Annotated in this window: 11 protein-coding genes and 1 pseudogene; 5 read left to right on the top strand and 7 right to left on the bottom strand. The window is 70.4% G+C overall.

Annotated features, from left to right (window positions below; genetic code table 11):
• Position 1: 1 nt before the first annotated feature.
• Entirely contained in the window at positions 2 to 592 is a 591-nt protein-coding gene (locus BM362_RS15135; protein ID WP_093573535.1) for a TetR/AcrR family transcriptional regulator, read from the bottom strand.
• A 45-nt stretch (positions 593 to 637) separates the two neighbouring features.
• Here BM362_RS15135 and BM362_RS15130 point away from each other — a divergent pair, with 45 nt between their 5' ends.
• Positions 638 to 1087, top strand: a complete 450-nt coding sequence (locus BM362_RS15130) for an SRPBCC family protein (protein ID WP_093573534.1) — start codon at positions 638 to 640, stop codon at positions 1085 to 1087.
• A 42-nt stretch (positions 1088 to 1129) separates the two neighbouring features.
• Here BM362_RS15130 and infA read toward each other — a convergent pair whose 3' ends face one another.
• From infA to BM362_RS48910, 4 genes and pseudogenes are all read right to left on the bottom strand, one after another.
• Positions 1130 to 1351, bottom strand: coding sequence for a translation initiation factor IF-1 (gene infA, locus BM362_RS15125; protein WP_037818449.1), 222 nt, complete (start codon positions 1349 to 1351; stop codon positions 1130 to 1132).
• Complete coding sequence (locus BM362_RS15120; protein WP_093573840.1) at positions 1341 to 2132, bottom strand: GNAT family N-acetyltransferase; 792 nt, start codon at positions 2130 to 2132, stop codon at positions 1341 to 1343. The genes infA and BM362_RS15120 overlap by 11 nt, the downstream gene beginning before the upstream one ends.
• Before the next feature lie 191 nt (positions 2133 to 2323).
• Positions 2324 to 2425 (bottom strand): zinc-binding dehydrogenase, encoded by a 102-nt coding sequence (locus BM362_RS48915; RefSeq protein WP_244287161.1) that lies wholly within the window; start codon positions 2423 to 2425, stop codon positions 2324 to 2326.
• Positions 2426 to 2644: 219 nt separating this feature from the next.
• Positions 2645 to 2788: pseudogene (locus tag BM362_RS48910) on the bottom strand (alcohol dehydrogenase catalytic domain-containing protein); the annotation flags it as partial.
• A gap of 636 nt (positions 2789 to 3424) precedes the next feature.
• Here BM362_RS48910 and soxR point away from each other — a divergent pair.
• Positions 3425 to 3886 carry a redox-sensitive transcriptional activator SoxR gene (gene soxR, locus BM362_RS15105; RefSeq protein ID WP_067590422.1) on the top strand — a complete coding sequence of 154 codons (462 nt, stop codon included), beginning with the start codon at positions 3425 to 3427 and terminating at the stop codon, positions 3884 to 3886.
• A gap of 73 nt (positions 3887 to 3959) precedes the next feature.
• On the opposite strand, the gene BM362_RS15100 is transcribed toward soxR, so the two are convergent.
• Complete coding sequence (locus BM362_RS15100; protein WP_244287160.1) at positions 3960 to 6212, bottom strand: ATP-binding cassette domain-containing protein; 2253 nt, start codon at positions 6210 to 6212, stop codon at positions 3960 to 3962.
• A 923-nt stretch (positions 6213 to 7135) separates the two neighbouring features.
• Between BM362_RS15100 and BM362_RS15095 the strand changes: the two genes are divergently transcribed.
• Complete coding sequence (locus BM362_RS15095) at positions 7136 to 8248, top strand: aldo/keto reductase (protein WP_093573533.1); 1113 nt, start codon at positions 7136 to 7138, stop codon at positions 8246 to 8248.
• A 1316-nt stretch (positions 8249 to 9564) separates the two neighbouring features.
• Entirely contained in the window at positions 9565 to 11736 is a 2172-nt protein-coding gene (gene helR / locus BM362_RS15085; protein WP_208865208.1) for an RNA polymerase recycling motor ATPase HelR, read from the top strand.
• A gap of 4 nt (positions 11737 to 11740) precedes the next feature.
• Here helR and BM362_RS15080 read toward each other — a convergent pair whose 3' ends face one another.
• Entirely contained in the window at positions 11741 to 12706 is a 966-nt protein-coding gene (locus BM362_RS15080; protein ID WP_093573531.1) for an Lrp/AsnC family transcriptional regulator, read from the bottom strand.
• Between the two features lie 110 nt (positions 12707 to 12816).
• Between BM362_RS15080 and BM362_RS15075 the strand changes: the two genes are divergently transcribed.
• Positions 12817 to 14229, top strand: a complete 1413-nt coding sequence (locus BM362_RS15075; protein ID WP_067590410.1) for an amidase — start codon at positions 12817 to 12819, stop codon at positions 14227 to 14229.
• Positions 14230 to 14244: the final 15 nt, after the last annotated feature.

The raw sequence follows: 14244 nt of genomic DNA, 5'->3' as shown, positions 1-14244 counted from the left end.
ATTACCTGCCCAGCACGATAATGGCGCCGTACAGGCCGGGGGCGAGCGCGTCGGCGAGGCCGCCGGGCGGCACTGTTTCGCGCAGAAGGTGCAGCCAGGCGAAGACCGAGCCGAGCAGCATCGCGTGCACAACGGGCACTTCGGGGCGGCGCGCCAGTTCGCCGCGGGCGAGCGCGCGGTCGAGCACTTCGACCAGGTAAGCCCGCTCTCGCACCAGGAACAGCTCGCCCAGCCGGGCGGCAGGTGCGTCTTCGGTGCGGAGATCGGCAAGCAGGCCGGGCAGGGCGTTGCGCACTTGCGGTCCGTCCAAAGCGGACTGAATGTCGGCGAGAACGCCTGTTACGTCGCCGCGCAAGGTGCCGGTGTCGGGCGGCGCCGCGAGGGTGTCGTCGTGCACGACCGCGGCGAAGACGAGTTCCGCCTTGGACTTCCAGCGCCGGTAGAGCGCGGCCTTGCCGACCCCGGCGCGCGCCGCGATCGCGTCGACGGTGCACCGCTGGTAGCCGACCTCCTCCAGCAGCTCGTTGACCGCGGCCCGCACCGCCGCGTCGATTCCCTGCTCCCGCGGCCGTCCGCGCCGGTTGTGCGTCATAGCGCACAGTTTACGAGACTGTCAGTTCCGTATATCTTCGGGGGCATGACCTGGGACAAAACCTCCGCCCGCACCCTCGCCGCCGACCCGGCCGCGCTCTGGGACGTCCTCGCCGACGTCGAGAACTGGCCGCGCTGGGACCCGGACGTCGCGCGCGTCGTGCTGCACGGGCCGGTCGCGCCGGGTTCGACCGGATTCCTTTACCCCAGCGGCGGATTCCGCGGCAGCGTGCACGCGAAAATCGCGAAGGACTTCACCTTCACGAGCTGGCGGCCCGGACACGAGTTCACGCTCTGCCAGCCCGTTCCGCTCGGGAAGATGGACCTCCGGCTGAGCGTCGCGGCCGTCCCCGGCGGAACCGAACTGACCCAGCGCATCGTCCTCGACACCCCGCTGCGCGCGGTCATGGTGCGGATCATCGGCGCCGACGTCGTGGCGAACTTCGGCCGGAAATGCGACGCGCTGGCCCGGCTCGCCGCCGCGAAACCGAGCTGACCGCCCTGACGGCCCCGGCCGGGACCGCCAGGGCGGACCGGACTAGTTCCGGTACCGGAACAGGATCCGGCCCCGGTCGAGGTCGTAGGGGCTCAGCTCCACCAGAACCCGGTCGAACGGGACGATCTTGATGAAGTTCTTCCTGATCTTGCCGCTGATGTGGGCCAGCACGTGGTGCCCGTTCGCCAGTTCGACGGTGAACCGGGCGTCGCGCAGGCACTCGACCACGGTTCCCTCGACTTCGATCCCGCCCTTACCGGCCATGGCGCATCAGCTCCACCGTGCTGTTCGCCCGCCGCGCGCCGATGCCCTCGAACAGCGCGGTCGCCGCTCCGTTGGCCTCGTTCACCTCAGCCGACGCCGTCGGGATTCCCGCTCGGTGCAGGGTGCCGAGCGTGTGAAGCAACAGTCCGCGCGCGATGCCGCGGCGTTGCCGATCCGCACGGACGGCGATGAGTCCGATCCGGGGCAGGCGCGTTACCTGAACCACGCGGAGCAGACCCGCGTACTCGCCGTCCTCGACAGCCACGGCGTACTTCGACGGGTCTACGACGGTGTCGCCAGCCGTGCGAGGCAGCACCTCGGCCGGCATCTCCGACCAGCCCGCAGTCGCCTCGACCTCGGCGCGGATAACGCGGTCCAGCTCGCGCAACGGACCCTCGTCAGCGGATCCGGCAGGCACGACCGTGACGCCCGGCGGCAGCACGACCGGCCCGGTGACGTGCGGATCCGTGGGCACGACGTACTCCCACTCGCGCCGCCGGACCGTCAGACCGGCCCGTCGCCAGCCGTCCAGCAGTTCGCGGTCGGCTTCGTCGACCACGGTGTGGAGCTGGTCCGGCAGCGCGGCCAGCATCTCGCGGGCCAGCTGGTCGAAGACCGAGCGATGCCAGGCGTCGACGCTGAGAAAAACCCGCCCGTCGGGCCGGGCGGTGGCTTCAGCGCGACCGGCCAGCCGACCGTCGTCCAACGCCTGCCAGAGTCCCGGTTCGACCCGGGTGACGCGCACCGCGGGTTCGCCCGCGGTGAAACGCACAGTGTCCATGATGGTCACCTTTCGGAGTGCCTTTGCTCAAGGCGCTCCTGGCAACCCCTACGTCAGTCGCCCGACCGTGACGACACGGGGAGCACCCACATCGAAACAGCGTTCATGGGTCTCACCTCCTGGCGTCGAGTCACGGTCGGGGCGAACCATAACGGGCACGCGACTGCCCCGTCCACCGAATTAAATCCTCCTCAGCCGATCCGCAGCACCACCTTGCCGCGATCGTGTCCGGCGGCCAGGTCGCGATGGGCGCTCGCGGCGGCGTCGAGCGGGTGCTTCGCCCGGACGGTCACCCGCGGGCACAAATCGAACAGCCCGCGAAGCCGCTGGGCGGACCGGTCGCGATCCCGTCCGGAGGCGGTCGAGTTCGCCTTCGCCGCACACCATTGGCGTGGCGTCCCGCGTGCGGAAATATTCCTGATTCTCCTCGCTGCCGGTCCCTGTCACGCGCGAACCGTTGTGGCGCGCCAACTGGACCGCCGTCGAGCCAGCACCGCCAGCCGTGCCGTGAATCACGATCGGCTCACCGGACCGCGCTCCGCGTAGCAGCCCAGCACCCGGAGTCCGGCAACCTGTTGCCCTGTCTCGAATTCGGTCACCCCGGCACCGGCCTGGACGATCGGCCCGGCACACTCGGTGCCCAGGATCTGCGGGAACTCGACGGTCGCGCCCGGTGGCGTCCACTCGCACCAGCACCTCCCCCGGGCTCGTGACCAGCGTCGGCACCTGGCGGATGGTCAGCCGTTCCGCAGGCCCGAACTTGCCGATCGCCGCAGCGCGCATCAGACCGCCGTTCGCTGCCTCCCGGACCAATTCCGCCAGTTCCTCGACGCTGCGCGCCCGGCGAGAAGGTGGTCGCCACGCACGATCGTCGGCACAGAACGGACCCCGCGCGACTGTCCCTCTTCGTGATCCGCCAGCACTTCCGCCACGTACTTCTCGTCGCGCTCCACTCCGATTTCCACCTCCGCAAGCACGTCCCAATCCGCGAGGCAAGGTTGTGTCCCGCAGATGCGCGGCGAACATCGCCTCCCACGCCGCGGCCAGCTTCAGCACCCGGTGCGCGGGCCGGGAATCGAGCGCCGACGCGGTGTTTATGCGGATGGCCAGCCCAGCCGCACGTCCCGCCTGCTCGACCCGGTCCGGGACACCGGACACAGCACGTCCGCCCGTACTCGCAGGGTCGCAGTCGGCACAGAATCCCCTTCGCGCGCGATCGCCCCCTTCTGCCGGGCGGTGCTTACAGTGGACTTCATCAAGCGAACTTGATGTCAAGCACGGAAAGAGCTGCCATGCCCCAGATCACGCGCGAGGTCGTCTGGCTGAAGCCGGGACAGATCGCCGAACGCGCCGGTGTGAGCGTCCCGACGCTGCACTATTACGAGAGCCGCGGGCTCATCGCGAGCAGGCGCACGAGCGGCAACCGGCGCGAGTACCGGCGCGACACGCTGCGCATGATCGCCTTCATCCGGACCGCCCAGCGGGTCGGGGTGTCGCTGGAGGAGATCAAGGACGCGCTCGCCGAACTGCCGGACCAGCGCATCCCCACCAAACGCGACTGGGCGCGCATCTCCCGCCGCTGGCACGACCGCCTCACCGCGCGGATCGAGGAGCTGACCGCGCTGCGCGACCGGTTCTCCGACTGCATCGGCTGCGGGTGCCTGTCGCTGAAATCCTGCCCGTACTCGAATCCGGACGACGTTCTCGGGCAGGGAGGCACCGGGGCACGCCGGTTTCCCGGCTACGGGTCGTGAGGGGAACTCTGAGGGAATCCAGATTCCCTGAGGATTCCCCTCACTGACGGAACCGGAGGGGCGGCGGGGCGGCCTAACCGCGGAGCGCGGCCCGGAAGTAGCGTCCGGTCGCGCCGTCGTGCTCGGCGAGCCCCTTCGGCGTGCCGGTGTAGAGCACCTGGCCGCCGTTCTCGCCCGCGCCGGGACCCAGGTCGAGCACCCAGTCCGCCGCGGCGACGACGTGCAGCGAATGCTCGACCACGACGAGTGTCCGGCCCTCGTCGACGAGCCGATCCAGCAGCGCCACCATCCGCGTGGTGTCGCTGGGGTGCAGGCCGGCGGTGGGTTCGTCGACGAGCAGGTCGTCGCTGGTCGAGTCGAGCTGACGGGCGAGTTTCAGCCGTTGCCGCTCGCCGCCGGAGAGCGTGTCGAGTGTGCGGCCGCTCGCGAGGTGCCCGAGGCCCAGTTCGCCGAGCAGCGCGGCCAGCCGGACCACGTCCGGATGCGGCACGTACCGGGCCAGCGTCGACACCGGCGTGCTCAGCACCTCCAGCACCGTCCGTCCGTCGAGCCGCGTTTCCAGTGTCTCGGGGCGGAATCCGGTCGCGTCGCACTCCTCGCAAGGCGTGTCGACGTCCTCCAGGAACGCCAGGTCGGTGCGCCGCACGCCGGTGCCGCGGCAAGCCGGGCACCCGCCCCGCGACCGCGGGTTGAACAGCTTCGGCGACTCTCCGCTCACCTCGGCGAACGCGCGCTGCACCGGATCGGCCAGCCCGAGCCAGGTACCGACCGTCGACCGGGTCGTCGCGACGATCTGGCTCTGGTCGACGACCGTGAACCGCGGCTGCCGCTCGGCGAGTTCGCCCGCCAGCGTCGACTTCCCGGACCCCGCCACCCCGGTGATCACCGTGAGCACGCCCATCGGCACGTCGACGTCGATGTTGCGCAGGGTGTGCCGGTCCAGCCCGCGCAACGGCAGCCAGCCGGTGGGTTCCCGCAGAGTGTCCTTGAGCCGGACACCGGTGCGCAACGCCCGCGCGGTCGTCGTGTCCGCCTTCCGCAACTTCGCCGGCGGCCCGTGGAACACCACGCGCCCGCCCGCTTCGCCAGCTCCCGGACCCAAGTCGATCACATGGTCCGCCGCCACCATCACCGCTTCGTGGTGATCCACCACCAGCACCGTGTTGCCGTGGTCGCGCAGCCGCCGCAGTACGTCGACCAGTGACGCGACGTCGGCCGGATGCAGCCCGTCCGTCGGTTCGTCCAGGACGTAGGTGAGGTCGGTGAGGCTCGAACCCAAGTGCCGCACCAGCTTCAGCCGCTGGGACTCGCCGCCGGACAACGTCGGCGTCGCGCGGTAGCAGTGCAGATGCCCGAGGCCGAGCGTGATCATCGATTCCAGCCGCAACCGCAGTGCCGCCACCAGCGGACGTGCCCACTCGTGGTCCAGTCCGGCGCAGAATTCCAGCAGCCCCGCCGCGTCGCGGTATCCGAGGTCCACAATGGACACCCCGTGGATCCGGCTCTCCCGCGCGGCCGGAGCGAGCCTGCTGCCGCCGCACTCCGGGCACGGCCGCTGCCGGGTCACCTCGGCGAGTGCCGTCCGCACCGCGGGCCCCATCTTGGCCTCGCGTTCCACGAGCAGCCGCCGGATCCGCGGCACCATCGACTGGTACTTCGCGCTGGCCGGGAAGCGAGGCAAGGGATGCGGCGGCTTCTGCGTCGGCCCGTGCAGCAGGAACTGCACCAGTTTCTCAGGCCATTCCCGCAACGGCAGATCGTTGTCGAAGAATCCCGAGTAGACATAGCGCTTCCAGATCCAGCTGCCGACGGCGAAACTGGGAAAGACCATCGCCCCGTCGTTGAGCGACCGGCCGCGGTCGATCATCCGCTCGCCGTCGATGTCGGTGACCGTGCCGAGTCCCGCGCAAGCCGGGCACATGCCGGACGGATCGTTGAACGAGTATGCGGGCGAGTATCCCGCGGACGGTTCGCCCAAGCGGGAGAACAACATCCGCAGCATCGTCCACACCTCGGTGGCGGTGCCGACAGTGGACCGCGAATTCGTCCCGAGCGGCCGCTGGTCCACCACGACGACGGTGGTGAGCCCGCTGAGCGAACTGGCCTCCGGGGCCGGATCGTGCGGCAGCTTGGTCCGGACGAAGGCGGGCATCGTCGAGTACAACTGCCGCCGCGACTCGGCCGCCAGCGTCGCGAACGCGAGCGACGACTTGCCGGACCCGGAAACGCCGGTGACCGCGACCAGTTGGTGCTTCGGGATGTCCACGTCCACGTCGGCCAGGTTGTGCGTGCGAACACCGCGGAGGCTGATCATGTTCGACGGCATGCCTTGCAGCCTACGTCCCGGCGCGGGTTGAGGAGGGATGGGTTGAGCCGGGCCTTCGCCGGACGATTTCCGTCGGGGCGGGGTCGACGGTGCTGGTTCGGGGAAGCGCTCGGCCGTGCGAAGGCAACCAGCCGTCGCCAAACAGGCTCCCGCAAGACGGGATGGGCGTGCTCGCTCGAAGAAGCGAACCGGGCCATCGCCGGACACGTTTCCGTGGGCGAGGGCGGGCGATGCCCGCCCGGGGAAGCGCTTGGCGGGGTGAGCCGGGCAGACGCCGGGCACATGCCCGCTTGGCGAGCCGGGGCAAGCCGGGCAGACGCCAGGCACATGCCCGCTCGGCGAGCCGGGGCAAGCCGGGCAGACGCCAGGCACATGCCCGCTCGGCGAGCCGGGGCAAGCCGGGCAGACGCCAGGCACATGCCCGCTCGGCAAGCCGGGGCAAGCCGGGCAGACGCCAGGCACATGCCCGCTCGGCAAGCCGGGGCAAGCCGGGCAGACGCCAGGCACATGCCCGCTCGGCGAGGCGAGCGGTGCTCGTTCGTGGAAGTACCTGGCGGGCAAGAGAAGGCAAGTTTCGGTGCTGGATTATTCGGTACGGAACATTCGGTTTGGGGCCGCCGGTGGTTCTTCGCCGCGGTGCAGGGGCTTTGCTTTGCGATCGGGTCAAGACGGAACAGCGCACCCTCGCCAGTCTCCGCGCACTCCAGGCCGAGGTGCTCGCGTGGCTCTTCGACCGTGAGCACTCCCTCGGCCGGCACCGGCTTGTTCCAGCCTGGCTCGCATCGTGCTCCACTCGGCACCGAACGCATCCGGCCGCGCTGGCCCTGAACTTTGGACTTGCTAGTCCATTTTTCCGAAGGCACCCTGGCCGAGCCAGGCGGGCACGGCCCGCGCGTGTTTTCGGGAACGGAGCGAGGACCCCGATGTCTCTTGACCAGTACTACTTGCTCGGCCGGTCCGGATTGCGGGTCAGCAGGCTCGCGCTCGGCACGATGAACTTCGGCGTCGACGGGTTTCACGCCGCTTACGGGAAGCCCGAAGAGGAGGCGCGGCCGATCTTCCGCAAGTACGTCGAGGAAGGCGGCAACTTCATCGACACCGCCGACTTCTACACCGCGGGCGAGAGCGAGCGGCTGCTCGGCAAGTTCATCGCCGAGACGGGCGGGCGGGACCGGCTCGTGCTGACGTCGAAGTTCACCAACAGCGTCGACCCGGGCGATCCGAACGCGGGCGGCAACGGGCGCAAGCACATGATCCGGTCGGCGGAGGCGTCGCTGCGCCGGCTGGGCACCGACTATCTCGACCTGTTCCTGCTGCACACGTGGGATCGGATCACGCCGGTCGAGGAGGTGCTGCGCACGTTCGACGATCTGGTGCGGGCGGGGAAGATCCGGTACGCCGGGTTGTCGGACGTCCCGGCTTGGTACGCGAGCCGCGCGCAGACCCTCGCCGACGCGCATTCGCTGCCGCCGATGATCAACTTGCAGCTGCCGTATTCGCTGATCGAGCGGACGATCGAAACCGAGCACGTCCCGGCGGGTCTGGAGCTGGGCCTGGGAATCACCGCGTGGAGCCCGCTCGGCAGCGGCTTCCTGAGCGGCAAATACCGCAGCTCGCCGAACGGCCTGAGCGGCGAGGGCCGCTTGACCGGCGAGGGCGCAACCGCGGCCGGGAACTGGACCGCGCGGCAGTGGGAGCTGCTGAAGACGCTCGAAACGGTCGCGGACGAGCTGAACGTGACGATGGCGCAGGTCGCGATCAACTGGGTGGCGACGCGGCCCGGCATCGCGTCGGCGATCGTCGGGGCGAGCGGCGCGGAGCAACTGGACACGACGATGCACGCGCTCGACTTCACCCTGTCCGCCGACCTGCGCCGCGCCCTGGACCGCGCGAGCGAGGTGCCGCCTGCCGGGCCGTACCGGATGTTCACGCCGGACTACCAGTCATGGCTGATCAACCCCGGCACGAAGGTGGGCGACAAGCCGGAGGGGTATCAGCCGGTGCTGCGGAACTGGGTGCCGGCGAAGCAGCCGTGAACCGCGCGGGATTCCGCGCGCCGCAAGAAACGATTCCCTCCGCCCTTTTCAAGATATAGCGCACCCCGGGGCTTGCCGCAAGCCACGGGGGATGCCGCAGAATCACTGCTCGACCACGAAGTCCGGCTGTCGGGAGCGAGTGTGGGATTGGTGCGGGCACGATCAGGCCCGGGTGTGCGCGGGAATGTCCTGCCGCGGCGGATCCACCCGGAGCGGCAGCCGAGAACGCATTCGCGCGGCTCGGCACGGCCGCCACTGTCCGGTCCGTTTCGGCTGGCCGATTGTGCTCGGCCGAACCGTTCGCCGTCGCCGAATCGGCCCGTCTCCAGGAACGCGGGACGAAGGCTCGCGGAACTGGATGCGCGCCCGCACCTGGCTCGCCCGCCACCGCATAGCGCGGGGGCGCCTGGGGATTCGGCTCAGCCTCCGACGCTCGACCTGCCGCCCCGCGACCTCCGCACACTCTCCGCGTGCGAGAGCGCTCAGGGGTGTCGGCTGGCCACACTCGCGGCTGGAGTGCATCGCCTCGGGCAGGTCGCCGCGCCGTGCGAGGTCGTCGCCTCAGACGAGGCCGTCACCGCGGGCGGGATCGCCAACCCTGGCAAGGTCACCACGCCGAGCGGGATCGCCACCGCACGCAAGGCCGCCACGCCGAACGCAATCGCCAACCCTGGCAAGGTCACCACGCCGAACGCAATCGCCAACCCTGGCAAGGCCGCCACGCCGAACGCAATCGCCAACCCTGGCAAGGCCGCCACGCCGAACGCAATCGCCAACCCTGGCAAGGCCTCGCGCCGAGTGGAATCTTCACCTGGGGCGGGATCGCCGCCGCGGGCTGGATCGCCACGGCAGGCGAGGTCGCCACGCTGGGGGGATCGTCAGCTCGGGCGAGGCCGCCACGTCGTTCGCGCTGATCGGGCCTGGAGCCGGGTCTCCCGCTGGCCTGCGGACCGCGGCGCAGCTCTGACTGGCACCGTCTGGCCGTCTGGCGTCCTGAGGCTGGCCGTCTGGCAAACCCGGCCGCCGAACTCGGATCGGGCCGCGCTGGTCCGCCAGCACAAGCCCGTCAACCCGCGCCCGTCAGCACAGGTCAGCCAGCACAGGTCCGCTCACCCGCCAAACCGGGCCAGACCCGCCCATCCGACCCGCTCCAGCCAAACCGGACCGCTCAGCTCACCACGCGAGAAAACCGCGAGAAAACACCACTCCACCGGACCACTTGACAGAAGGTGGACAATAAAAAATCGACGCGTCTTCACCAAGCAATCAGAAGTTCGCGCCGAATCTGGTTTCAGATTAACAGCAGCGAGGGGCACGTGTCAACTCAGGGGTACCAAGAAGAACTGCGGTCCGAACAGGACTACGTCGCCGGGCTGTACCGGCGGCTCGACGGCGAGCGCAGGCGGGCCAAGGAGCGCTACACCGCTGCCCTCAAACGAAACGACGAGGCTCCGGGCGAGCGCGACGTCGAGGTGCGTGCGCTCGCTCGCGAAACGCGGCGGCTTTCGGTCGCCGACTCCGGGTTGTGTTTCGGGCGGCTCGACACGGTCGAAGGCGACCATTCCTACATCGGCCGGATCGGGCTTTTCGACGAGGACGACGAGTACAAACCCGTTCTTCTCGACTGGCGCGCGCCGGCGTCGAGCGCATTTTACACCGCTACCGCGGCCACGCCCGAGGACATGCGGCGACGGCGGCAATTCCACACGCGCGGGCGGCAGATCACCTCGTTCGCCGACGAGGTTTTCGGCCAGCCGGGCAGCGGGGAGGAGAACGACGCCCTGCTCGCCGCGGTCAACGCGCCCCGCGGCGAGGGGATGCGGGACATCGTCGCGACCATCCAGGCCGAGCAGGACCGCATCATCCGGCTCGACCATCCCGGCGTCCTGGTCATCGAGGGAGGGCCGGGAACCGGGAAAACCGTCGTGGCGCTCCACCGCGTCGCGTATCTGCTGTACACGCGGCGCGAGCGGATGGAGCGCCACGGCGTCCTCGTCCTCGGGCCCAATCCGTCGTTCCTGAACCACATCGGGCGCGTGCTGCCGTCGCTCGGCGAGTCCGACGTGGTGTTCACCACCCCGGGCGGGCTGCTTCCGGGGCTGCGCGCGCACGCCGAGGACGAGCCGGAAACCGCGCGGTTCAAGGGGTCTCTGCGGATGCTCGACGTACTCGGCGCGGCGGTCGCGGACCGGCAGGAGCTGCCCGCCGAACCCATCCTGATCGAACTCCGCGACACCACCGTCCGGATCGACGCGGCGACCGCCGAGTGGGCCCGCGACGAGGCGCGGCAGAGCGGGCGGCCGCACAACGAGGCGCGGGCGGTGTTCGTCGAGATCGTCACGTACGTGCTCACCGAACGCGCCATGACCCGCATCGGGCACGGTTGGCTCACTCGCGAGGACAAGGAGGAATGGGAGGATCTCCGTTCCACGCTCGGCGAAGAACTCCTCGCCGCCCCGGCGTTCGGCAAGGCGATCGACCGCCTCTGGCCGATCCTGACTCCGGAAAGCGTGCTGACCACGCTGTACTCCTCCCCCGCTCGGCTCACCGCGGCCGGGGCCGGCCGGGCGCTGCTGCGCGAGCCGGGCGAGCCATGGACGGTGTCGGACGTCCCGCTCCTGGACGAGCTGATCGACCTCCTCGGCAAGGCTCCGGACCGGGCGAAACGGAAGGAGGACGCGGCCGAACGCGAGGCGGAGGCCGAGTACGCGGCCGGCGTGCTGGACATCATGCGGCTCGACCGCGAGGAGATGGACGAGGACATCGGCCTGTCCGCGGAGCACCTGCTCCACGACACCGATCTGGCCGCGCGGTTCGTCGAGCACGACACCCGCGACCTCGCCGAACGCGCCGCGGCGGACCGGGACTGGACCTACCGGCACGTCGTGGTCGACGAGGCGCAGGAGCTGTCCGAAATGGACTGGCGGGCGCTGATGCGACGGTGCCCGAGCCGGTCGTTCACGGTGGTCGGCGACCTGGCGCAGCGGCGGTCGGCGGCGGGTGCGCTCGACTGGGGCACGATGCTGGATCCGTACGTCCCGGGCCGCTGGGTCTACCGTTCGCTCACCGTCAACTACCGCACCCCAGCGGAAATCATGGCCGTCGCGGCGGCGGTGCTGGCCGAGTTCGCGCCGGGGGCCGAACCGCCGGAATCGGTGCGCGCGTGCGGGGTCCGGCCGTGGTCGAGGAAGGTCGCTGACGACGAATTGCCCGCCGCGGTCGAGGAATTCGTCCGCGACGAGGCGGGCCGGGAAGGAACGAGCGTCGTGATCGGGCCGCCGGACGTGCCGGGCGCGGTGGCGGCGTCGGAGACGAAGGGGCTGGAGTACGACGCCGTGCTTCTCGTGGACCCGGACCGGATTCTCGAGGACGGACCACGCGGCGCGGCTGAGCTGTATGTCGCGTTGACCCGGGCGACCCAACGACTCGGCGTGCTGCACCGAGGCGCGTTGCCGCCGGTGCTGAACGGGCTGGAGGAACGAGGCTGACCGGTCAGGAGCGCAGCTCGGGCGCGAGGACGCTGCTGCGCTTCAACGCCTTCAGCACCACCCCGGTATGCACCGAATCCGCCTGCCGGGACCAGCCGGAGCTGCCGACGAACTCGTGCAACGCGGCAATGTCGGGCAAGGTCACGTCAGCGAGCAGCTGATACTCGCCCGTCATCGCCGCCGCGTAGCGCACGTACGGCGAGCCCAGCAGGGCGCGTCCGATGCCGTCGACGTCGTGCGGGCGGCAGCGGATCCACAGCAGCGCTTCGACCGGCAGGCCGAGCACAGCCGGCTCCACCACCGCTCGGATGAACACCTTTTCCTCCTGCCGCAACGCTTCCAGCCGGCGGCGGACGGTCGATTCCGAGATCCCGGCGGCGCGGGCAAGTTCCTCGTGGGTCCGCCGGCCGTCCTCTCGCAACGCGCGCACGATCGCGCGTTCGTCGCTGCTGAAGGCGACACCGTCGGGCTGCCGGGGCTGCGGAGTCGGCTGCGGCAGCGACGAGATCGCCTCCGTCTCGGCCGGGCTCAGCAGGCCGGGCTGCCATTCGTGGATGGTGCGGTAGTAGCGGGTGACGGTATCGGCCGTCAGATCGTGCAAGCCGGGGATTGCCGCCATTTCGTCGAACATGAAGGTCGGCAGCCGGTCGCGGTCGCAGAAGACCTCGGCGACCAGTTCGCCCGGTCCGGTGATCAGGTAGCAGAAGCTCGTCTCCGGCCGTCCCGCGAGCGCGGTGCCCGCGGGACGGCCGAGCCCGGCCCGGCAGCGACCGCGCACCAGCAGCGGCACGCCGTGCGGCGAAACGGCGACAACCGTCACGACGCCGGTGCGCAGCAGGTGGGTCCCGCGACGGGCCACCGTGCGCTCCGGCGCGTCCAGCACCCCGGCGATCCGCCGCCAGGACGCGCGGCCGTCGACTTGCAGCGCGCCGGCGATCCGGCGGTCGAGCGGGTCCAACCGTGCGGTCATCAGCCAATACTGTGGCTGATTCCGTCATTTGTCGAGCAAGACTTGTCCGGCCCCGGCACCACGCGCGAGGCTGAGGTCGCGAACGGACATCGGGGTCAGGAAGGAAGCCAGTGAGCGCCGAGGAGATCTGCTACTTGCCCGCCCGCGAACTGGCCCGGCGGCTGCGTATCCGCGAACTGTCCGCCCGCGAGGTGCTGCAGGCGCACCTCGACCGGATCGAGCAGGTCAACCCCCAGATCAACGCGATCGTCACGCTCACCGCCGAGCGCGCGCTGAGCGAGGCCGCGGCCGCCGACGAACGTCTCGCGCACGGCGAGGAGGTCGGTCCGCTGCACGGGATTCCGGTGGCGCACAAGGACACGCACGACGTCGCCGGGGTCCGCACCACCTACGGCTCCCCCATTTTCGCCGACCACGTTCCCGACAGCGACACCCTCGTCGTCGAGCGGATCCGGAACGCGGGCGCGATCACGCTCGGCAAGACGAACACGCCGGAGTTCGGGGCCGGTTCGCACACGATGAACTCGGTTTTCGGGGCCACGCGCAACCCGTACCGGCGCGAGCTGTCCGCGGGCGGCAGCAGCGGCGGCGCGGCGGCAGCGCTGGCCGCAGGCCTGCAACCGCTCGCCGAGGGCAGCGATATGGGCGGTTCGCTGCGCAATCCGGCGTCGTTCTGCAACGTCGTCGGCCTGCGTCCGTCACCCGGCCGCGTGCCGACCTGGCCCGCGGCGCTGCCTTGGGAGGCGCTGGGCGTGCAGGGGCCGATGGGCCGGACGGTCGCCGACGTCGCGCTGCTCCTCTCGGTGATCGCCGGGCACGACGAGCGCAACCCGATCGCGCTCGACCAGCCCGCCGCGCCGTTCGCCGGATCGCTCGACGCCGACCTCGCCGGGCTGCGCGTGGCGTGGTCGCCGGATCTGGGCGGGCTGCCGGTCGACCCGGCGGTCACCGCCGTGCTGGAACCGGCGGTGCGGGTGTTCGCCGAACTCGGCTGCCGCGTCGACCCGGCCTGCCCGGACCTCGCCGCGGCCGACGAGGTGTTCCGCACCCTGCGCGGATGGCTTTTCCACACCGGGTTCAGCGGTCTGCTCGAAGAACATCCGGACAAGATGAAGCAGACGCTCGCCGGCAACATCGCTTTCGGCGCGACGCTTTCCGGCGCCGACATCGCACGCGCGCAGACGCGGCAGCTGCAGCTCATCACCGGAATGCGCGAGTTCTTCACGGAATACGATCTGCTGCTCGCGCCGGTGAGCCAGGTGCCGCCGTTCCCGGTGGAGTGGGAGTACCCGGAAACCGTTGCCGGGCAACCGATGCACGACTACCTGGAGTGGATGCGCTCGGCGTACTCGATCTCCGCGACCGGGTGCCCGGCGCTGTCGGTGCCCGCGGGGTTCACCGGCGACGGACGTCCGGTGGGGCTGCAGATCATCGCGCCGTTGCGGGGCGAGTTAAGGCTGTTGCGGGCCGCGCACGCTTTCGAGCAGGCGACCGGGCACGGAAACCGGCGGCCCGTCTTCTGAAACCGGCACCGCATC

Origin of the sequence: Amycolatopsis rubida (assembly GCF_900115345.1) — a bacterium.
GTDB classification, from domain to species: Bacteria; Actinomycetota; Actinomycetes; order Mycobacteriales; family Pseudonocardiaceae; genus Amycolatopsis; species Amycolatopsis rubida.
The sequence above is the reverse complement of the archived record's forward strand: the minus strand, read 5'-3'. Positions and strand labels throughout refer to the sequence as shown.

Coding starts and splice junctions, on each gene's coding strand:
- BM362_RS15135 (WP_093573535.1), bottom strand. CDS start 592: ATGACGCACAACCGGCGCGGACGGCCGCGGGAGCAGGGAATCGACGCG.
- BM362_RS15130 (WP_093573534.1), top strand. CDS start 638: ATGACCTGGGACAAAACCTCCGCCCGCACCCTCGCCGCCGACCCGGCC.
- infA (WP_037818449.1), bottom strand. CDS start 1,351: ATGGCCGGTAAGGGCGGGATCGAAGTCGAGGGAACCGTGGTCGAGTGC.
- BM362_RS15120 (WP_093573840.1), bottom strand. CDS start 2,132: ATGGACACTGTGCGTTTCACCGCGGGCGAACCCGCGGTGCGCGTCACC.
- soxR (WP_067590422.1), top strand. CDS start 3,425: ATGCCCCAGATCACGCGCGAGGTCGTCTGGCTGAAGCCGGGACAGATC.
- BM362_RS15100 (WP_244287160.1), bottom strand. CDS start 6,212: ATGCCGTCGAACATGATCAGCCTCCGCGGTGTTCGCACGCACAACCTG.
- BM362_RS15095 (WP_093573533.1), top strand. CDS start 7,136: ATGTCTCTTGACCAGTACTACTTGCTCGGCCGGTCCGGATTGCGGGTC.
- BM362_RS15080 (WP_093573531.1), bottom strand. CDS start 12,706: ATGACCGCACGGTTGGACCCGCTCGACCGCCGGATCGCCGGCGCGCTG.